At 48.4% G+C, this 20,026-nt stretch carries 17 protein-coding genes and 1 tRNA gene; 4 read left to right on the forward strand and 14 right to left on the reverse strand.

The window, feature by feature from the left end:
- Positions 1-76 precede the first annotated feature (76 nt).
- Together ACTTKA_RS00710 and ACTTKA_RS00715 are read right to left on the reverse strand one after the other, a co-directional pair.
- Complete coding sequence (locus ACTTKA_RS00710; RefSeq protein WP_442723593.1) at positions 77-1,780, reverse strand: S41 family peptidase; 1,704 nt, start codon at positions 1,778-1,780, stop codon at positions 77-79.
- Positions 1,781-1,838: 58 nt separating this feature from the next.
- Positions 1,839-2,816 carry an adenosine kinase gene (locus ACTTKA_RS00715; protein ID WP_442723594.1) on the reverse strand — a complete coding sequence of 326 codons (978 nt, stop codon included), beginning with the start codon at positions 2,814-2,816 and terminating at the stop codon, positions 1,839-1,841.
- 84 nt (positions 2,817-2,900) lie between these two features.
- Here ACTTKA_RS00715 and ACTTKA_RS00720 point away from each other — a divergent pair.
- Positions 2,901-2,974: transfer RNA gene (locus ACTTKA_RS00720), tRNA-Asn, on the forward strand.
- A 126-nt stretch (positions 2,975-3,100) separates the two neighbouring features.
- On the opposite strand, the gene ACTTKA_RS00725 is transcribed toward ACTTKA_RS00720, so the two are convergent.
- Both ACTTKA_RS00725 and ACTTKA_RS00730 read right to left on the reverse strand, forming a co-directional pair.
- Entirely contained in the window at positions 3,101-4,039 is a 939-nt protein-coding gene (locus tag ACTTKA_RS00725; RefSeq protein WP_442723595.1) for a glycosyltransferase family 2 protein, read from the reverse strand.
- A 1-nt stretch (position 4,040) separates the two neighbouring features.
- The gene (locus ACTTKA_RS00730; protein ID WP_442723596.1) at positions 4,041-4,421 is read right to left on the reverse strand and encodes a GtrA family protein; all 381 of its coding nucleotides are present in this window, start codon (positions 4,419-4,421) and stop codon (positions 4,041-4,043) included.
- 184 nt (positions 4,422-4,605) lie between these two features.
- Between ACTTKA_RS00730 and ACTTKA_RS00735 the strand changes: the two genes are divergently transcribed.
- The 3 genes from ACTTKA_RS00735 to ACTTKA_RS00745 are packed head-to-tail and all read left to right on the forward strand — an operon-like array spanning position 4,606 to position 10,645.
- The gene (locus tag ACTTKA_RS00735) at positions 4,606-7,611 is read left to right on the forward strand and encodes a TonB-dependent receptor (protein ID WP_442723597.1); all 3,006 of its coding nucleotides are present in this window, start codon (positions 4,606-4,608) and stop codon (positions 7,609-7,611) included.
- Between the two features lie 51 nt (positions 7,612-7,662).
- On the forward strand, positions 7,663-8,994 hold the full coding sequence (locus ACTTKA_RS00740) for a DUF4876 domain-containing protein (RefSeq protein ID WP_442723598.1): 1,332 nt from the start codon (positions 7,663-7,665) through the stop codon (positions 8,992-8,994).
- A 16-nt stretch (positions 8,995-9,010) separates the two neighbouring features.
- The gene (locus ACTTKA_RS00745; RefSeq protein ID WP_442723599.1) at positions 9,011-10,645 is read left to right on the forward strand and encodes a DUF6850 family outer membrane beta-barrel protein; all 1,635 of its coding nucleotides are present in this window, start codon (positions 9,011-9,013) and stop codon (positions 10,643-10,645) included.
- An 822-nt stretch (positions 10,646-11,467) separates the two neighbouring features.
- Here ACTTKA_RS00745 and ACTTKA_RS00750 read toward each other — a convergent pair.
- The 10 genes from ACTTKA_RS00750 to ACTTKA_RS00795 form a co-directional block, all read right to left on the reverse strand.
- On the reverse strand, positions 11,468-11,842 hold the full coding sequence (locus tag ACTTKA_RS00750) for a hypothetical protein (RefSeq protein ID WP_014226128.1): 375 nt from the start codon (positions 11,840-11,842) through the stop codon (positions 11,468-11,470).
- 158 nt (positions 11,843-12,000) lie between these two features.
- Entirely contained in the window at positions 12,001-13,521 is a 1,521-nt protein-coding gene (locus tag ACTTKA_RS00755; RefSeq protein WP_097560264.1) for a phosphoethanolamine transferase, read from the reverse strand.
- 118 nt (positions 13,522-13,639) lie between these two features.
- Positions 13,640-14,464, reverse strand: a complete 825-nt coding sequence (locus ACTTKA_RS00760) for a peroxiredoxin family protein (RefSeq protein ID WP_179859342.1) — start codon at positions 14,462-14,464, stop codon at positions 13,640-13,642.
- Between the two features lie 50 nt (positions 14,465-14,514).
- Positions 14,515-15,171, reverse strand: coding sequence for a hypothetical protein (locus ACTTKA_RS00765; protein ID WP_442723600.1), 657 nt, complete (start codon positions 15,169-15,171; stop codon positions 14,515-14,517).
- A gap of 167 nt (positions 15,172-15,338) precedes the next feature.
- Positions 15,339-15,707, reverse strand: a complete 369-nt coding sequence (secG, locus tag ACTTKA_RS00770; RefSeq protein ID WP_278478988.1) for a preprotein translocase subunit SecG — start codon at positions 15,705-15,707, stop codon at positions 15,339-15,341.
- Entirely contained in the window at positions 15,707-16,468 is a 762-nt protein-coding gene (locus ACTTKA_RS00775; RefSeq protein ID WP_442723601.1) for a hypothetical protein, read from the reverse strand. The genes secG and ACTTKA_RS00775 overlap by 1 nt, the downstream gene beginning before the upstream one ends.
- A 3-nt stretch (positions 16,469-16,471) precedes the next feature.
- Positions 16,472-17,008 (reverse strand): LptE family protein, encoded by a 537-nt coding sequence (locus tag ACTTKA_RS00780; protein WP_279172374.1) that lies wholly within the window; start codon positions 17,006-17,008, stop codon positions 16,472-16,474.
- On the reverse strand, positions 16,995-18,173 hold the full coding sequence (locus ACTTKA_RS00785; protein WP_423837462.1) for a sigma-54 interaction domain-containing protein: 1,179 nt from the start codon (positions 18,171-18,173) through the stop codon (positions 16,995-16,997). Before ACTTKA_RS00785 ends, ACTTKA_RS00780 begins: the two co-directional genes overlap by 14 nt.
- Positions 18,174-18,289: 116 nt before the next feature.
- Positions 18,290-19,117: a lysophospholipid acyltransferase family protein gene (locus ACTTKA_RS00790; RefSeq protein WP_442723602.1), complete on the reverse strand. Its 828-nt coding sequence runs from the start codon at positions 19,115-19,117 to the stop codon at positions 18,290-18,292.
- Positions 19,114-20,025 (reverse strand): CDP-alcohol phosphatidyltransferase family protein, encoded by a 912-nt coding sequence (locus tag ACTTKA_RS00795; RefSeq protein WP_442723603.1) that lies wholly within the window; start codon positions 20,023-20,025, stop codon positions 19,114-19,116. The genes ACTTKA_RS00790 and ACTTKA_RS00795 overlap by 4 nt, the downstream gene beginning before the upstream one ends.
- Position 20,026: the final 1 nt, after the last annotated feature.

A 20,026-nucleotide genomic window follows, 5' to 3' on the forward strand; every position in this document is an offset into this window, starting at 1 on the left:
AGTGTCAGCCCTAATTTTTTACAGTCCTAAAAGTTTTACCGGACAGCAATATTTTTGTATCTGATTCCTCAAGCTTTCAGCCCACACGGTCGGCAACGGCTTTTCTCCCCTCTTCCTTCTCAGGCTTGGGAGCGCTCAATGTCTGACGGTACAACGCCTCATTAGTCAGCACTTCCAACGCTTTCTGCAAGGCCTTGTCGCCTTTCAGGTTCTCGATAAGTTCCCCCTCCTGATAATAATACCGCTTGACAATCTCGGTTGTAATAAGTTTTTTGATATCTTCCTTATACCGTTCGAGGTCACGATCCAAATCAGGCTTGAGTTGAGCTTCGAGCGCCACAAAAACCGTTGTATCTTCAGATAAATACCCTTCAAACTCAGCCACCTCTTTGAGGTTCTTTAAGGCCTTCTCGCTCTGCCGGTCGTACGTAAACTTCGCATCTTTCAAGCGTTGCTTGAAGACTTCGTAATCAACGTCCGGATAAACGAACTCTTCAGCCGGTGCGATCGTCGGATGCGCCTGCACCCAATCGGTGACGTAGTCAAACAACGTAAAGTCGTTCAATAAATAATACAGCATGGTTGGTGTTTTCTTCTCCTCCACTTCAAAATCAGGGCGAACACCTCCACCGTCGCGTACGGGACGCCCTTTCGAAGTATAAAAAACAGATGTCAAGCTGTCTGGAATAGCCGAGACACTCCCGTCGGTATGGCGATGAGCATAGTCCATGTGCTGAACACATCGTCCGCTGGGAATATAATATTTACTCATTGTCACTTTAACATTACCGTCGTAAGGCAAGTTGCGTGTCGATTGGACGAGTCCTTTCCCGAACGATCGGTTGCCCACCAGCACTGCACGATCCATATCCTGCAACGCCCCGCTGACGATCTCGGCTGCCGATGCCGAACTTCCGTTAATGAGCACCACCATGGGAATAACCGTATCGATCGGCTCGACCGTAGTGCGATACGTGCGATCCCACTGTTTGATTTTGCTTCGCGTCGAAAGGACCTCCCGCCCCTTCGGTACGAAATAATTCACGATCTGAACGGCACTGGGCAGCAACCCTCCGCCATTATCGCGCAGGTCGAGAATCAACGAGGTAATCTGATGACGATTTTTCAGGTCTTCAAAAGCCTCTTTCACCTCCTGCGCACTCTTTTCCTTGAACCCGTCAAGGTAGATGTATCCCGTGTGATCACCATAAACACCGTAATGCACAACTTGTTTAAGCATCACTTGTTTACGTATCACTTCGAATTTACGCGGTTTCTTTTCGCCCGGACGCTGAATTTTCAATACCACCTTCGAGTTGGGAACGCCTTTGAGCAATTCGCTTACCTTCTCGCTAGTGGCCTTCGTAACGTCTGCCGTATCAATGCCCAGAATCCGGTCACCGGCCTTGAGACCGGCCAGAGCCGCAGGCATCCCTTCGAACGGTTCGGTGATGATTACTCCCCCGTCACGCGAACGGATATAAGCCCCTACTCCGCCGTATTCACCGGTGATCAACATTTTCATATTGTCCATCTCCTGCTCGGGAAAGTATTCCGTGTACGGGTCCAGACCTTTCAACATGGCATCGATGCCACGTCTCACCATCTTATCGACCTCGACCGAGTCAACGTAAAACATATCAACTTCTTTCACAAGTGCATTGAGAATCTCCAACTGTTTACTAACCTCAAAACGGTTACCCTGCTGAGCGTCGAGTCCGTAAACTCCTCCCAATGCCAGCAAAAGGGAAAGGAGCAGTATATTTTTTAATCGTGACATGTACTGTTGTGTATATTATAAATGTATAAGGATGCAAAAGTAGGCATTTTCGCCACGCCTATGATATGATCTCACTTACTTTTAACTTTATTTGTTGCCAACGATCGGCCGGGATTTGCGGCCCGACGGTTTCAACCACATGAGAGGCCATCACGGCACCAATCGAAGCCATCTGCTTCAATGAGAGTCCTTGCGAATACCCGTACAAGAATCCGGCGGCAAAGTTATCGCCCGCTCCGGTTGTATCGACAGGTGCATGACTTAAGGCCGGTACATGTACTGTTTCGCCCTGATGTCCGGCCAATGCTCCGTCTCTCCCGATGGTCACTACCGAATATTCAACATCTTTCATGATCTCACGAATGGCCTCAGCCGGAGCAAGGCCGGTATAAGCCTCGGCTTCGCTATCATTCGAGAAAAGAATATCTACATATTCGGGAATGACCTGATGCAACATCTCATGAAACCCGTGAACTATATTAAAGTTCGACAGATCAAGCGCAATTTTCAGTCCCAGCTTCTTTGCACGACGCAGGATCGGATGAAACAGTTGCTCGTTCGAGATCAGATAACCCTCCATATAAAGACAGTCATACATACGTAATACGTCATCTGTAATCTCTTCGGCCGTCAGTGTGGCTGCGGGACCGAGAAAAGTCACCATCGTCCGTTCGCTGTCGGGCGACATCAACACCGTGCAGCATCCCGATATACCGTCCGTTTGCACGATATGCGGTGTCACACCGGCATCGTGTATCGCCGTTGTATAAAAACGGCCGTTCGCATCCGAGCCTACTTTACCTATATAACCGACCGAAGCGCCTAAAAATGCAAGCGCACGCATCGTATTACATACCGATCCGCCCGGAGCCTCCGCACGTTCCAGTCCCGACTGTTCACGCTGAATCGATCGCATCGTTGCTTCGTCGATCAAATCCATCGCTCCTTTCTTCATCCCGATAGTTTCCAGCGTCATATCACTCTCCAGACGCAACAAAACGTCGAGTAATGCATTCCCAATTCCAATAATTTTCATCTACTCAAAAAAATTTTTGCACAAATATATTGCATATTTCGAAAATAGCCGTATCTTTGCACCGCAATTTTAAGAGAACAACACTCTTCCTTAGCTCAGTTGGTTAGAGCATCTGACTGTTAATCAGAGGGTCCTTGGTTCAAGTCCAAGAGGAAGAGCAAAAAAAGAGCTGAACAACAAAAGTTTAGCTCTTTTTCTTTTTATATCAGCCGACACAAAGCAAACCTATATGCTTATCTCCATTGATTTTCTACTGAGCCCGCTCTTCCGCCTGAAAGGAAAGATTACCCGATCTTCTGTCCGTTATACGAACGGGCAAAATAAACAGGACGTTTTTTGGTTTCGTTGAAGATACGCCCGAGATATTCGCCGATAATCCCAATAGAGAGCAGTTGGACACCTCCCAAAAAGAGGATAGTCACCATAATGGTAGGGAATCCGTCGACCGGATCATCGTAAATCAGATTGGTGACAAAAATGTAAATTCCATAGACAAACGCCAGCAACGAAACGATGGCTCCCGATACGGAAGCAATACGCAAGGGGGCTACCGTAAAAGATGTAATCCCCTCGACAGCAAGATTCAACAGTTTAAAGAAGCTCCATTTGCTTTCTCCCGCTACCCGACATTGCTGATCGAATAAAAGTTCTTTTTTACGAAACCCGATCCAACTAAACATTCCTTTCGTGTAACGCTGCGACTCACGCAACTGTTTCATGGCATTGATGCAGATTCGATCCAGCAGACGGAAATCGCCTGTATCTTGTTGAATCGGCATATGAGCGGCCTTTCGTAGCGTCGCATAAAAGATACGTCTCAATTTTTTTCGCAAAAAAGACTCCTTTTCATTCGTACGACGCCGCGCATAAACATCATCGTAGCCTTCTTCCCAATAACGGAGCATCTCGGGGATCAACTCCGGCGGATGCTGCAAGTCGGCATCCATAATCACCATGCAGTCGCCCGTAACATAATCGAACCCGGCCAGCATAGCTACCTCTTTGCCATAATTGCGCGACAAGTCAACATAGTTGATACGCAGATCCTTCTCGTGTAACTGCGCGAGCAGCAAAAGCGTGTGATCGCGGCTGCCATCATTGACAAATACCACCTCCCACGCGTACTCGGTGTGTGCATCCATCAAACTTCGGAGTCTCTCGTAAAGCATTAAAAGAGATTCCTGCTCATTGTATGCAGGGATTAAAACGGACACTTTTTTCATCTTACAGTCGTTTAGATTTCAAGACAGTACGAACGAGTATAAAATTGATCGGAATGGTAATGGCGTATACCGGCAGAGGTGCGATATTCTCGGGGACGCCAGCATAGAGAAACAAGTTCAAAAAACCAACCTGCAATACATAATTGATCAAGTGACTTCCTGCAAAACCCAACCCTTTCTTGGTCGAAGGTTTTGTCTTGAACGTGAAATAATTCGATAAAACAAAGTTAGCAAAGAAACTGATGATATACCCCACGGAAAAAGCGATGGTCGTATTCATCACCTTATTAAGCAACAAATAAATGCCGTAATGAATGCCTGTAGCCAATCCTCCGACGACACAAAACCTGATGAATTCTTTTTGTTTAGCTGAAATCTCCATGCTCTGGCGAAATCTTACGACCTGCAAATGTAACAGATAATTTTGAATTTAGGCCTTGCGAGCAGAAAACTTTTCCAAACATTACTATAACCATACTTCTTATCGAGAAAATATTTTATCCCCATTATTGGGGATTTGAGCATAAGACCGGATATACTATCTTTGCAGTCTGATTATAACGGCCATGCGTGGATATATTATTGGGGTTATCATATGGTGTTCGGTCTGTGCACAAAGCCTGTTCTGTCAGCCTTGTACAATAACGGGTAAAATACTGAACAGCAAAAGCAAGGAGGCGGTCGGTTTTGCCACCGTTTCGTTTGCGGACAATCGCTTGTGGACCGTGGCCGACGAGGCGGGACGGTTCGTGCTGAGAGATGTTCCCGGCGGCAAGGCTGTATTGCTGGTTCATTGCCTCGGGTACGTCACAAAATCGTTCGATATCGAGGTCAAAAACGATATGCCGGAGCTTGTATTTCTGCTCGCGGAAGAAAATCTGGCGCTCGACGAAGTTGTAGTCACGGCGCGCCAGAAACCTCGCGAGTTGACGACATCCTATACCATTGACCGTACGACGTTAGACCATGCACAGATATTGAATGTGAGCAGTATCCGTTCGTTACTGCCGGGTGGAAAAACTTCCATACGTCAGGGACTCACGACGGATGAACGTTTTGCATTACGGGCTAAAGGAGACGAGAAAGGAAATGCCTCGTTCGGGACGGCCATCGAGGTAGACGGGGTGCGCATACAAAACAATGCGGCCTTCGACGAAACAAAAGGAGCCGACATACGGAGCATCAGCTCGACGAATATCGAATCGGTCGAAGTTGTCACGGGTATTCCGTCGGTCGAACACGGCGACTTATCGAGCGGGTTGGTGAAGATCCACACGCGCAAAGGAAAGACGCCGCTGACAGTTGAGCTATCCACCTCGCCCGGAAACAAGCAGGCTGCTGTCAGCAAGGGCTTCTCGCTCGGTAAGGATGCGGGAACGCTCAACACAAGTTTCGAGCATACGAAATCCATCCCCGACCCAGCCTCTCCTTATACGTCGTATGCACGCAATGCGATTGCAGTAAAATACTCACATACGCTAAACAAAAGCCGGGGAATGCCTCTCTCGTTCGATCTGGGACTGACAGGCAATATCGGCGGATACGATTCAAAAGCCGACCCGGATGCTTTCAGAGAGACATACACATATATGCAAGATAACAATCTGCGGGCGAATGCAAAAGCCAGATGGCTGCTTAATAAGGCATGGATCACGAATTTGGAGTTCTCCGGATCGGTCAGTTATTCCGACCGGCTATCGAAGTTGAACACGAACAGAAGCAGTTCGTCGTCGCAGGCGTCTCTCCATTCGTTGGAACAAGGATATTTCATCGCAACGAACTATGACGAAGACCCGGATGCTCCCGTCCTCCTGCTTCCGCGCGGTTACTGGTATGTGTTGCAATATCACGACAGCAAGCCCGTTCACTACACAGCCAAGATAAAAGCCGACTGGCAGCATCTGTTCGGCTCGCTCTCGCACAAACTCATGGTCGGAGCCGAACTGAGCAGCAGCAGCAATAAAGGGCGGGGCGTTTACTACAACGATCTGCGCTATGCCCCGACGTGGCGTCCGTACCGTTACAACGAAAAACCGTCCGTGAATAACATTGCCTGGTATATCGAAGACAAACTGAGCCTGCCTCTCAGGCAGAACGCCTCGCTGCTCGAAGTAACGGCCGGCATACGCTCGGACATGACGATGATTCGCTCTTCGGCCTACGGTACCGTACAGAGCTTCTCGCCCAGAGCCAATGCCAAGTACACCCTGCGCAAAAATGCAGACGGCATGCTCAGCGACTTCAGCCTCTACGCAGGATGGGGAAAATCCGTCAAACTCCCCTCGCACGAAGTGCTCTATCCCAGACCGACATATTCGGACGATCTAGCCTTCGCTCCCGGCGCCATGGCCGACGGCAGCACGTTCTATGCCTACTACACCACCCGGACACTGCCTCGCCACAATCCCGACCTGCGCTGGCAACATAACGAACAGTATGAATTCGGTACAGAGTTTTGCATCAGCGGTGTAAAGGTTAATCTATCCTTCTTCCGAAGCCAAACCGTCGATCCGTATATCTGCACCCTCGAACACACGCCTTATTCCTATCGGTTGACCGATCAAAAAGCGCTTGAACAGAGTACCATTCCGTTGCAAAACAGAAAATATACAATCGACAGGGAGACGGGGATCGTCACCGTCTCGGACAAGACCGGCGCACACAGCAGTCATTCGCTCGAATATACGACACGCGATACGTATAAGACCAACTACGTCTATCGGAACGGATCGCCCATTGAGCGAAACGGCATCGAATGGACTGTTGAATTTCCGCGTATTCGCTCCATCAGAACCAAGCTCCGTCTCGATGGAAATTACTACCGCTACAAAGGAGTAGACGAAACGCTGATTGCGTCAGTTCCTGCACAGTCCATGACAGACAATACCCCGTTCAGGTACATCGGCTATTACGTCGGTTCGTCGACGAGCACTACTTCTTACCGAACGGGAGGCAGCATTGTATCAAGCATTCAGCCGGCGTCTCCTTCGGTCTCGAACGGAGGAATCTCCGAAGAAGTGAACCTGAACGTTACGTCCGAAACGCATATCCCCGCGATCCGAATGATCTTTACCGTAAAGTTCGAAGCGTCCTTATATCAATACAGTCGCCGGCTCAGTCAATACAAGGGGCGAAGCTACGGTTTCGTAATGAGCAAACCGGAGCATCTTTCGGGCGAGGATACCGATATTTATCAGGGGGATGTTTATGTAGGTACTTATCCGCTGTATTACTCGACGTGGGAGGATCCCGATACGAAGATTCCTTTTGCCGAAAAATTCGCATGGGCCAAAGAGAACGACAAAGATTTATACAACGAGCTGGCCAAGATGGTACTCAAATCGCCAACAAATTATTTTTTCAATCCGAACCGGATATCGCCGTACTTTTCGGCGAATATTCACATTACAAAAGAAATCGGCAAATATGCATCGATCTCCTTCTATGCCCACAATTTTTTCAATAACATGGGAAAAGTCAAGTTCTCGAACAACCGTACGGAAACCATTTTATATGAAAGCGGGTTCATTCCGCAATTCACCTACGGACTGTCGCTGCGACTGAAATTATAACGAATATAATCTTAATTTTATATGTATAACCAATTTAAAAAACAAGGTAAGATGAAAAAGATTTTTTATTTGATGATCAGTGCACTAATTTTGTGCACGTCATGCAAGGATGATGAGAAGGACTACCAAACCTTTGTAATCAAAATTCAACTGGCTTATCCGAAAGAAAGTCCCTTTAAACCGAGCGAAGGCATAGAAGTGACCCTGACCGACAGCAAAGGCTCTTCCCTGAAGGAAAAAACCGACAAGACAGGAATGGCTTTGTTTAAAGTACCTGCCGGCGTCTATAAGGCATCGGCAACCGATATCCGTCAAAGCGGCGACCATTCGTATATCTACAGCGGCATCAAGAGCAACATTGCTATTTCGATGGCTACATCGGCCAATCTGTTTGTGTTAGACCTTTCGGAATCGAAAAAAGGACAGGTCGTAATCAAAGAGCTGTATATCTCAGGATGCCCTAAGAACGACGGATCGGGGAATTTCAGCAATGATCAATATGTGATTCTGTACAATAACTCCGCCCAACCGGCCAGCCTCGACAATCTATGCCTCGGCATGACATTCCCGACTGCTAATTCATTTGCTCCCAACAAGGACTATGTAGGAGGAAAGTTAATGTACGAAAGCGAAGGATGGGTTCCTGCAGGCAACGGGATCTGGTACTTCCCGAAAAACGTAACGATTGAACCGGGCAAGCAAATATTGATTGCACTGAGTGGCGCGATCGATCATACGAAGACGTATACGAAGTCGGTCGACCTCAGCAAAGCCGAATATTACTGCACATACGATGTTTCCGTATACGACAACACCATATACTATCCGGCTCCTTCGGCGGCTATCCCGAGCACGCATTATCTTTCGGCCGTAAAATACGGATTAGGTAATGCTTGGGCGCTAAGTAATACAAGCCCTGCTTTCTTTATCTTTACAACGAAAGATGTCACTCCTGCGGCTTTTGCCAACGATAAGAGTAACTTCAATTACTATTCAGGCAAAGTGAATCCGGTTTATGCACGTCTGAAAATCAAAGACGAATGGGTACTTGACGGCATCGAAGTATTCAAAGTCGGTGAAAAAAACAACCAGAAGCGTCTGACGGCAAAGATCGATGCCGGATACGTCAATCACCAAAACGCGAAGGGCTATACGCTGTATCGCAACGTCGATCCGGAAGCTACGAAGGCCGTGCCGGGCAACGAAGCGAAGCTCGTATACAAATACAACAAAGGCACCGAAATCGACGGCAAGGCCAGCACCGACCCGAGCGGTATCGATGCCGAGGCATCGCTCAAGAAAGGGGCGCGCATCATCTATATGGACAGCAACAACTCGACGAACGACTTCCATCAGCGCCGGCAATCCTCGTTGAAAGACTAATCGGCAGAAGAAACAGATGATAGACCGTATGCAGAAACGATTTTATATACGCATGCTGATGTGGGTGGGCGGAGTGTTAAGCTCCGCCTGCATCGCAGCGCAAGACACGACGGGATACCCCGGACGGATCGATTACGGTTATATCAAACGTTCCGATGCGCGGCTTACCGGATACAATGCAACGGGTATCCGGTATCTGCCCGTCGGGAAGATGGCGGTGGCCGATGTCTTTGCCACAAAGGAAAACGGTGGGTTTATCAATTATCATCAGTCAGACGACAGTTACACGCTCGGCGCACAGACCGAGTCGTTCTTCCGTCTCTCGCCGCGAATCGTCTTCTTCGGAGGGATAAGTTACCGGTATTTCACAGGCAAAGATATGGGCGGATCGGCCTTTATCGATCCTTACGAACAACCTTTCGACATTGTGGAATACACCGATACGACACGCGGCGTCAAAAACCTCGAAACGTACCGTTTGGCCGGAGCGATCAGCACCGACCTGACCCATCGGGTGACACTAAGCGCAAAGGTAGATTATCATGCCGCCAATTACGCCAAACAAAAAGACCTGCGCCATAAGAACAGGCTGCTCGACATGTCGGTCACAGCCGGAGCTTCATGGCGTCTTCACGAAACGGTCGAGCTCGGAGCCAATTACTTCTATCGCCGCAGTGTAGAAGGACTTAATTTCAACGTATATGGCACAACCGACAAACGATATTACTCTCTGATCAGCTACGGCGCGTTTTTCGGTGCCGTCGAAGAATTCGGAGAAACCGGCTACACCCAAAAGAATGACAATACCCCCATGTATAACCGTTACCATGGCGCTTCGATGCAACTGCATATCGATCGCCCGGCTCACTTCCGGATGTTTCACGAGCTGACGTACAAGCAGCGCGAGGGCGGGTATGGCAGACAGGCTTCGGCAAGGGTGCTGCACAGCCGACATCGCTCGGATATCTGCGAGTACAAAGGAGCATTTCTGCTGAAAAGAGGCTCCGCCCATCACCGCCTCGACTTACACCTTGAAAACGAAAGTCTCGAAAACCTCGAAAGCGTATACAGACATGAAAGCCTGCCGGGCGGCACAACCGTGATCGTATATTACGATCCGCTGAAAGTAGCCGACAAGCAACGCCTGAACGCAAGCATCGGCTATACGGCTGATATCGGAGTGCGGAATTTCAATCCGCTATGGACGTTTAAAGGAGGCATCGACCTGTATCAACGAAAGCAAACCCTGTCGCTTTACCCTTATTACCGCAAACAAACGATCCGTTACGTACATTACCACGCCACCGCCGTGCGTAACCTCGTGCGAGGTAAGAACGAGTACGGTATTTCCGTCGGCGCACGCTATACCTCGGGCGGAGGAACGATGGCTAAAGACGGTCAGTACGCAACGCCCGGCGAAGACCAGACCAAGCCGAAATGCAACGAGCTATACCTCGCCCGCGAATACGAATACCTTACGGCCGCGCAGATCAGAGGCGACGTGGCGCTCCAATATTCGAGGGTTCTCAATGCGAACGGCACCCGCGGCTATGTGGCAATGAACGGTACGCTGACTCGGGGATTCAACGTGAAACACCTCGAAGGCAATCGCTTCGTCTCGCTCACCCTTCGCTTCGGATGCCTCTTTTAACGGATATTCCGCGATAGAGGTTTTTCGGTTCTGTCATCGAGATAAATCACAACTGTGATTTATTAAAAACAATTTGCGGGGAATAAATCTTCGCACAGATTTTTTCGTTTTACCGCTCTTCCCCCTTTGAAGGGGGGCTGGGGGGATGTTCCTCAGCGCTCGGATACCGTGTACCCGGCATAACAATTAACCATTAACCATTAATTTGTCATTCAGAGCGAAGCGATGAATCTCTTCCCTTTACCCCGCGAGATTCCTCACGGTGTTCGGAATGACAAGAGGAGGTGTTCGGAATGACAAAGATTGTTATTTGCGTTGATTTGCGCCCATTTGCGAAATTTGCGTTCGGATGGCCGTTGCACTCGGATACCGTGTACCACGCATAACAATTGACAATTAACCATTAACAATTGAATTACGTCAGGCTTACAGCCCTCCGCCGAGATGCGATGCCTTTTTTCCCAACGCTTCGCTTCGCTCCACATTGGGCTGAATTAATGCGCCCTTTCAGGGCTGTTACAACGGTCAGCAGTCAGCCAACAAACAATTCAACAACTAAACAATTAAACAATTAAACATCTCAACAACTAAACACCTAAACCCCTGAATTAAATTCATTCTTATTTCTTCTATCGCGAAATCCGGGATTATTACAAACAACGATGCGGGAGATAAATCTTCGCACAGATTTATTAAAAAACTCAGAGCCGCGAATTTAATACTCGGAGCTCTGATTCTTCAATTCGGGGCATCAACGTCGTGCCCTCTTTCGGCCTATCTATCCGGCTACGGAAAAAGATGTGCCGGTACTTCCTGTTTGGCTTAAGACTCGTAAACTACACGCCCTTCGCATACGATTCGGCGGAGGGGATGAGCCTTTGCCCACCCACAACGGGTAAAAGTATATACCGCCTTCTTTCCGAGCAATGCCGAACGGAGGTCTTCTATCGAATAACGGTCTTCTCCTCTATTGATGTACAGGCAGATGCCATTCCCCGTATCTTGAAAAACAATGTCTTTCACTCCTCCCGAATAAATCTCGTCCATCACATACTCCTCGCATGTGCTCTCGGTTGAGCTGACGGCAACAACCCCAAGAGAAAACATCGCTATCACCACGAGCGATACCAATGCGATCACAACCGTCGAGACACGGCCAAGTCCTCCCTTTTTCTCTTCATCCGATTTTTTCTTCATGACTCATTTTTTTAACAAATAAATGTTTTTTCATACAATCTCATGACAAAGGTAGAAAAAGAAAACAGAAAACCGGACTTCATAGCAAAAACTTTTTTATTGTGTTTCATCAACAAGAGGCGTCAAATTTATCTCCTCTGCTCGACAGACAAAGCTTCTCATTCCGACGTAAAGAGGCTTTGCGAGTTTTGCAAAATATCTGCTTCTATACCCGCGCCATCGAGTATGGTATGAAAAAGAAAATCGGTATGATAGCGTTTGTTTCTGTTTTGTAGCAGTCGTTCGTACATTCCGGGCTTCGCCTCGCGATAAGTATCGGAAAGCCAGACGATACAAGCCGGATTATGAGCGGCATCGACCGTGTTTGCGTGAAGCCACAAACCATCCTCTCCGAGCGCCTCACCGTGATCGGACAGATAGATCATCAGCGCCTTACGGTTACGAAGTCGATTAATGATACAAGAGATAAAGTAATCGGTAAAAACGACCGTATTATCATAGGAGTTAATCATTTCTTCCGATGTATTGGCCGTAACGATACGACTTTTCGTTTCAGGCACGAACCGTCGAAACTCGTCCGTATAATGCGCATTATAATACCAATGCGATCCTATGGTGTGCATAATCACCAATCCTCCGTCCGTCATGTCGGGTAATACCGTGTCGAGAGGCGGAAGCAACAACTCATCCGTCCAATGATCAAACACGTAATACGATTTATTGATATTCCCATAAATCAACCGGTCGCATTCTTCCATAAAATAAACATACGTTTTGGCCGGCTCCTGATTGCCCAGCCAGACAGTAGGAAAACCGCAACGTTTGAACAGATCGACGAAGGAGCGTTCGCTGTCGGCACGTTCGGGCGCCAGACTGTCGGCACGGGTCATGATATGCGCGATGCTCGGATTCGTATACGTATAGGGGGAATAGATGTTGGGAAACGAAACGACGCTTTCGGTCGCAAGAAGAGGGGTCGTGTTACGTGCATAGCCGTTCAGTCCCAAATGATCGGCACGCAATGATTCTCCGAGAATCAGTACGACCAGCGGCTTATCGACGGGTGCGGTAACTTTGCCGGGAAGCGGTTCTCGATAACTCCGAGCTGTTTTCTTTTCGGCAAAATAACGCTGAGGAATAAAGTACAGATTCATCGGGATACGTTCCGTCATCGGACGTCCGATACGGGGTAATTGAAATACCACAATCGTCAATGCTACAGCCAAAACAACATGTAAAGCAGGTAAGGGCACTACCGGTAACTTACGAAAGCGATATACAGTAAAACCGACTCCGGCCAATAAGCTGGCGATCATCGTCAGGATAAGCCAGACACTGATCAACTCTTGCGTAATTTTATGGTCGTTGTCAAGTGCCGCATCAAAGATCATCGTCGTAAAAATAGTGCCGGTCGTGTATCGGAAATAAGTCAATACACCGGACAACACGCATACGAGGGGATAGATGCTTGCAAAAACATATTTATTGATCGAAAGCAAATAGAAAACCGGAAATATCCCGATCAGGATGGCCAGCCATTGAGAGAAAAGGATCAAGCGGTCGGTGAGAGCATGGGTGGGAGCCGTGAAGAAGTCGGAAGCCGTATACGCAAGACCGACAAATAAGGTAGCAGCTCCGGCGAATAGCCAGACGGATAGGTGTTGCTTAAACTTTTGCATCAAATTATGTTTTGAATCCCTCTCCGCGAAACTCTTCTCAAGAAAGCTTCGCGGAGAGGCGCAATACAAAGCGCATTACTTTTCGAGCGCTTTGATCAGTAAATATCGATGTTATGTATTATGGTTTCCGAAGTTTGAATTTGATGTTGTTCAAATCTTGCGGATTGACTCCGGTCGTTTTCAGTACGACCGTACCGGTCGGATCGATCACAAAAACCGTCGGTCGGGCTTGGGCGCCGTATATGATTTTAAACGGCGTATGATCCATTTTGAAATCGGACACAAGCGTAAAAGGAAGATTCATCTTCTCTACGTAATCTTCCCGTAATTGCTCCGGACTGCTTGAAATACAGTAAACGACAATCTCCAAGTCGTCACGCGAAGTTGACTCGTACAGTTGCTTTAACTCATTTCGTCCCTCCTCGCCCATGCAACTGATCCCGTCGTAGAGCAATACGATGTATTTGCCTTCGAGCGATGATAACCGAAACGGACGGCCGTCGGCAGCGGTAGCTTCGAAATCGGCATAGCGGGCTCCTTCTTCTATCTGATGCGTATCCAAGTGCATGCGGATACTTTTCCCATAAGGCGACGTTTTCATTTCGTCAGGGAGACGGTTCCAGACAGCCTCGACGGTATCTTTCGGCAGATTGAGACGCACCCAAAACAACCGTTGCAAGCCACTCGGCACGGATGCGAAACGCAAAGCCGCCTGCTCATTCCGTCGCTGCGCATCTTCGAGATTCTTTTTAAATTCATGTTTCAATGCTTCTTTCCGCTCCGGTTCGCGCTTCATCAGGGCATAGATCGAATCGTTTTGCCGTTCATAGGCTTCCCAGATTTCTTTGTCCAGTTTCAGGTAATTCTCTTCCGTTATTTCCTGCGCCATACCGGCCGCAACAAAGACCGACAGAAGAACGGTCATCATATAAATTCGTTTCATAAAATGGGGAGTATTTAATGAGTAAATAAAAATATCATCCGCCATACGAACTATCGTATGATGAGGTAAATGATATAATAATGTTTGATGCCGAATGTCGCGTAACGCTCCCTTGCGTTTCCCGCATCGAGAATACAGTACGAAGCCATGCCCTTTCCGGTATCGTAAGGAGGAGTGTATGCAAAAACGGGAGTAAGTTTATTCACAGGAAGTTTCATGCTTTCATCATCATCGCAGGAAATGGTTCGAAGGGAATAGTCTGCATTTCCTCTGAGTTTTTTTGTCAGACAGATAGCGGGATAATCCATCAGCAGACGGAAGGTATCGGCTTCGAGCTTTCCGGCAAGCGCCACCCTAAAAACACTGTCGCCCGGCAGAAACGTTCTATAACGACAAGGGTCATAAAGATATTCTATCGTCTTCCCGTTTACTTCCATCGGTATCCGCTGTTCTTTACATTCTAAATCCGTTGAGTCGGGACGCACTTTCTCACCGTTCTCGTATTCTTCGGTATATAACAAAAATTGTTTGCCGTGCGCCAAGGTATCGGTGCACGTAAATCCGGTGTACTGAATATTGTTCAATTGATTGAGTAAAGTAAGGTCACGGTTCAGAGAAATAAACCGGATGCTGATACTGTCGTTCTGCGCCATACCGGAGGTAGCAGAGAGCAGTAAAAAGACAATTATGCCATAGATTTGTTTCATGAAAGTTTTATGAATAGACGTGAAACGAGCTTGTCTGGGATTGATCTTTTATGAAGACGCCTTCATAATGCGAACGAGGCTGTCTGCAAAGTCGGGTAGGACTTTTCGGACAGCCTCGCTTATACGAAAAATTCAGATACAAAGCGTTTCGTTACGCTTCTCCGCTCTTATTCGGCCGGTGTTTCGGGTTGTTGCTGTGCAGCATCCGGTTGCGCTGTTCCGAAGTTCGGTGCTACCGCATTGGGATCTACCATCACCGCATCGTTCACCTGCTGCTGAATTTCAGATTCCTGTTGCTGCATCGTCGACTCACCATGAGGGATGAACGACGTAATGACAATACTCAAGACAACGACTGTGCCGGCCAATGCCCATGTCGCTTTTTCAAGGAAGTCCGTCGTTTTGCGAACGCCCATGATCTGATTCGACGAAGAGAATCCGGAAGCCAGTCCGCCTCCTTTTGAGTTTTGCACCAATACAATCAATATCAGAAAAACAGATGCAATAAAAATCAAAATCGATAAAAATACGTACATTATATTTTTTGTTTAGAATGAATAATCAACTTTTCCAAGAATCGGATTTGGTCCGCAAAGTAAATATTTTTTTTCGGATATTTCAAACTTAAACTTCTAATAATCTCCAGCGCTTTCTCATAACGCTTCTGACGAATGTAAACATGAGCCAGTGTTTCAGTAAAATACGAATCATCCAGCGTGCCGTGATCAACCTCCGCCGTATGCTTCCGCTCAGGCTCTTCCTGATCTGTATCCCTGCCTTTTCCGACCTGCTCGGGCGTGAGTCTTCCGATCCGTTCGTTTCCGCTCTCGATAAAGGAATCGATCAGCTCCTGATGGCGCAGTTTATTTTTCGAAGCAGAGGCATCGGGATCTTTCTCGGTCAGCCAGCGCATATAGTCCAACGAAGCGGACGGTTCAAAGGCAGGTTTCGACAATTCCGTTTCCATCTCGTCCATCGGGTCGGATAAATATTCATTGACCGGAGCAGTTTGCTTTTGCCCGTCTTCACCTTCCCCCCTTTGGCCGCAGGGTTCTTTGCCGTAACGCGCCCCTTCGAGCCACAGGAAGAGCTGTGTCCTGTCGGGGACACCAATGGCTCTTTTCTTCAGTTCGATATTCAGGCGCAGGTCGTTCGTCACCTGCAGGTTCTTCAGGTAGAGCATCTGAACGGCATGAAAGTAGGGAAAATCTTCCGCAATCTGCTTGAGTTCGGGCAGTGTTTTCTCCGACAACAAGGCCGGCGCATTCATCAGTTGATATAATTCCTCACACGTCATCGTTTACCAATTAGCTACCGTTGCATTATAAATCTGCCCGACCAGATCATTGATGATCTCCTTACACAATTCATCCTGTACCTGATCGATGGTTTTCGTATTCTCAAAATCGCGATACGACGAGAAAGACTGTTCAAATCCTTCCTCCGGCTTGACCTGATTGGTATAGCGCACCCTGACGGTAATCGTCAGACGGGTCAAGGTAGCGAACGACGCTCTTCCGTCGGGCGTATCTTTCACCGCCTGCGGCGTTAGATCGTAGCCCGTGATTTCGCCCTCCAGATCGAGTGTTCCGTTTTCGCGCAGTACGCTCAGCTTCGTCTGCCGTACATACCGGTCTTTCAGCTCGTCGGTGAATCTTTGAGCCAAAGGACCGTAGACGAGCGGCGCCATATTGGGAAAATCCTTGATGGAAATAGATTTCACGAGCGTATAATCAATCGATGTACCGCTGAATTTGTAGGAGATCGAGCAGGCCTCCAGCATGAACAGCGCGACAAGCGTCAAAAAGCTTGCGGTTATTTTCTTAGTCCAGCCCATATTCCTTAATTTTCCGGTACAGGGTACGTTCCGAGATTTTAAGCTCGGCCGCGGCATTTTTACGGCGACCGTTATGTTTTTCCAATGCCCGGCGAATCATTTCTTTCTCCACCTCGTCGAGTGCGAGTAATTCTTCAACGGTTTCGGCTTCTTGAATGGGATCCGTATCAATGGGATGTGTCGTATAAGTCGGTACATCGGGCTGTTCGACGGGCATAGCCATCTGGATGTTTCCGCCCATAATGTCGTGCACGAGTTTTTTCAGTTCGTTCACATCCTTCTTCATATCGAACAACACCTGATAGAGAATCTCGCGTTCGGTATGAAAGAGTTTCTGGTCTTCTTTCTGATGCGCCAGCACCGGCAGTTTTTGCATGTCGAGACTGGGGAGGTACTGGCGCAGTTCGTCTGCGGTAATCGTGCGGTCGCGCTCGATGACGGAAATTCGCTCCGTCACATTCTTCAATTCTCTGACGTTCCCCGGCCAACGATAACTCACCAGCAGGCGACGGGCATTTTCTTCAAGCTGAATGGCAGGCATCCGGTACTTCTCGGCACAGTCGCTTGCAAATTTACGAAACAGCAGCAAGATATCTTCGGGGCGGTCGCGTAACGGAGGAATAACGATGGGTACGGTGTTGAGCCGGTAATACAAATCTTCGCGAAAACGATGTTGAGCGACGGCTTCTGCCAGATTCACATTCGTGGCCGCCACGATGCGTACATCGGTTTTCTGCACCTTCGATGATCCGACCTTGATAAATTCGCCGCTTTCGAGCACACGCAACAAACGCGCCTGAGTGGGAGTAGGCAGCTCGCCGACCTCGTCTAAAAAGATCGTCCCGCCATCGGCCACCTCAAAATATCCTTTCCGGTCGGCCAACGCGCCCGTAAACGAGCCTTTTTCGTGCCCGAACAACTCGGAGTCGATCGTTCCTTCGGGGATGGCACCACAATTGACCGCAATGTATTGTCCGTGTTTGCGCGGACTGTTCTGATGAATGATTTGCGGAAAATTCTCCTTTCCGACCCCGCTCTCGCCGGTAATCAGTACGGAAAGATCGGTGGGCGCTACCTGAAGCGCTACGTCGATCGCCCGGTTGAGCGCCGGACTGTTGCCGATAATCCCAAATCGTTGCTTGATTTGTTGTATGCCTTCTGTCATCATGATGCTGTAATTTTTTCAGTTTGACCTGACAAAATTACCTTATTTCTTGGAGACGGCAAAAAAACATCTGAAAAATTCCTGTACGTAGAGAGCAGAAGAACCCCAAGACGGATTTATCCTTTCTGACCGTACGTCGTACGATAAAGGAAATCGGCCAGTGCTTTATCATCGGTATAGCTCCGAATGATTTCCGGTTCAATCGGCTGACCGATATGCACATCGAGCGTCTTACCCCGTTTATTGAACGCTTCGGTAGGTACCCGCAGCAGCCTTATTTTCCAGTTGATCTGCCCTAACCAATAGAAGAATTTCGAGTTTCGACAATCGAAGTAGACGGGATAGACCGGTACGCCGGCCTTACGTATCAAACGAATCACACTGTGTGTCCACGGAAGGTCAAACACCTTTCCTTCCCTGTTACGGAAAGACATGGCGCCGGCCGGGAAGAAGCCCATGGGATGACCGTTGTTAAGTCGTTCGAGCGAAGCACGCACACCGTTCACATTCGCCGGATTAGCGGCTGACTGCCCGCCGGTTTTCGGTACGACGGCAATGAAATTATCGGCCATCGCCCCGATTTTTTCCAGAATGCCGTTGACCATCACGCAGAAGTCTGTCCGCCGCGAGGCAAAAATATCGATCAGCATGATGCCGTCGAGCGATCCGATCGGATGATTGGAGACGGTGATGAACGCGCCTTCGGGAAGTGTCTTCAGACGGTCGGAGTGATGAATCCTGTATTTCACATCCATCATAGGGTCGGCAAGTATGGCCGACGTAAATTCGGCTCCGCGAAGGTGGCTGTATCGGGCGTGAATCGTATTGACCTTGCCAATGTTGAGCCATTTCATCAGTCGTTTGGCCAAAAAAGCTGCCCATCTCTTTTTGAAGACGGGCGCCAACTGCTGCAAATCGTATATGTCGAGTACCGTTTTTTTCATGCTTCTTCTTTCAGGATGGCCATACATATACGTTCGTGTTTCCGGACAGAGACGTAAAGAATGCTATTCAGAACCACAATTTCGAACGCGAAATAGATCCATACCAGCCCACTCCAGCGAAGACTGAGAAGCATCACGGCAAAGAGCACGACGGTACGGCCGTTAAACGTCATCCAGTCGATATATCGTTTCATCAACCGGCGGCTTTGCTTGCGAAAGCGGAGGCGGAGAGGTTCGGGAATATCGTCTCCGTAACGGGCGTGCAAGGTGCGCAGCATCGTCTGCAAAGCGGGGGTTAATCGTTCCTGCACCCACGTGTATAAGGCGTATAACACGTAGAAAAACTTGTTTACCCGCTTCTTGATAACTTTTCGTTGCGCCTTGACCTGCTCCGTGCGCTGAAACTCCTTGCCTTTTTCCTTGCTGACGAAATAGAGGTGAAGCGTCTTGTAATAATCCGTAATACCGGCTTGGAGAAGATGTGACAGTCCGGCCGCGACGGCAGGCACAAAGAACCATCCGGTACCGTAGAGATGTGTGAGTCGCAAGGCGAGCGCCACGTAAATGACGGTAAACCAAATGTCGCCGGCTATGCCGTCGAGGATACGTCCGATCTCGGATTTGATGCCCGTCAGACGCGCCAGTTGCCCGTCTACGCAGTCGAGAATATTGGCAAAAACGAGCAGCAGGATACCAAGTAGCGTATACGTGAAGTTGTTCGTGAAATAGAACAGCCATCCTGCTCCGGCTCCGACGAAGATGGAGAAAAACGTAATCATGTTCGGAGTGATTCCCGTGTGACGGAGCATGCGAGCGATCCGGAAACCTATCGGACGGTAGAAGTACAAATCGATGATATTTTCCGTCTCGATCGATTTCAGCGATGTTTCATATTCTTTATCATTCATC

The sequence above is a fragment of the Tannerella sp. genome (genome assembly GCF_052170195.1).
Taxonomy (GTDB): Bacteria; Bacteroidota; Bacteroidia; order Bacteroidales; family Tannerellaceae; genus Tannerella.

Excerpts from the sequence above, each read along its gene's own strand:
- ACTTKA_RS00710 (WP_442723593.1), bottom strand. The coding sequence starts at position 1,780 with ATGTCACGATTAAAAAATATACTGCTCCTTTCCCTTTTGCTGGCATTG.
- ACTTKA_RS00715 (WP_442723594.1), bottom strand. The coding sequence starts at position 2,816 with ATGAAAATTATTGGAATTGGGAATGCATTACTCGACGTTTTGTTGCGT.
- ACTTKA_RS00725 (WP_442723595.1), bottom strand. The coding sequence starts at position 4,039 with ATGAAAAAAGTGTCCGTTTTAATCCCTGCATACAATGAGCAGGAATCT.
- ACTTKA_RS00730 (WP_442723596.1), bottom strand. The coding sequence starts at position 4,421 with ATGGAGATTTCAGCTAAACAAAAAGAATTCATCAGGTTTTGTGTCGTC.
- ACTTKA_RS00735 (WP_442723597.1), top strand. The coding sequence starts at position 4,606 with ATGCGTGGATATATTATTGGGGTTATCATATGGTGTTCGGTCTGTGCA.
- ACTTKA_RS00740 (WP_442723598.1), top strand. The coding sequence starts at position 7,663 with ATGAAAAAGATTTTTTATTTGATGATCAGTGCACTAATTTTGTGCACG.
- ACTTKA_RS00745 (WP_442723599.1), top strand. The coding sequence starts at position 9,011 with ATGATAGACCGTATGCAGAAACGATTTTATATACGCATGCTGATGTGG.
- ACTTKA_RS00750 (WP_014226128.1), bottom strand. The coding sequence starts at position 11,842 with ATGAAGAAAAAATCGGATGAAGAGAAAAAGGGAGGACTTGGCCGTGTC.
- ACTTKA_RS00755 (WP_097560264.1), bottom strand. The coding sequence starts at position 13,521 with ATGCAAAAGTTTAAGCAACACCTATCCGTCTGGCTATTCGCCGGAGCT.
- ACTTKA_RS00760 (WP_179859342.1), bottom strand. The coding sequence starts at position 14,464 with ATGAAACGAATTTATATGATGACCGTTCTTCTGTCGGTCTTTGTTGCG.
- ACTTKA_RS00765 (WP_442723600.1), bottom strand. The coding sequence starts at position 15,171 with ATGAAACAAATCTATGGCATAATTGTCTTTTTACTGCTCTCTGCTACC.
- secG (WP_278478988.1), bottom strand. The coding sequence starts at position 15,707 with ATGTACGTATTTTTATCGATTTTGATTTTTATTGCATCTGTTTTTCTG.
- ACTTKA_RS00775 (WP_442723601.1), bottom strand. The coding sequence starts at position 16,468 with ATGACGTGTGAGGAATTATATCAACTGATGAATGCGCCGGCCTTGTTG.
- ACTTKA_RS00780 (WP_279172374.1), bottom strand. The coding sequence starts at position 17,008 with ATGGGCTGGACTAAGAAAATAACCGCAAGCTTTTTGACGCTTGTCGCG.
- ACTTKA_RS00785 (WP_423837462.1), bottom strand. The coding sequence starts at position 18,173 with ATGACAGAAGGCATACAACAAATCAAGCAACGATTTGGGATTATCGGC.
- ACTTKA_RS00790 (WP_442723602.1), bottom strand. The coding sequence starts at position 19,117 with ATGAAAAAAACGGTACTCGACATATACGATTTGCAGCAGTTGGCGCCC.
- ACTTKA_RS00795 (WP_442723603.1), bottom strand. The coding sequence starts at position 20,025 with ATGAATGATAAAGAATATGAAACATCGCTGAAATCGATCGAGACGGAA.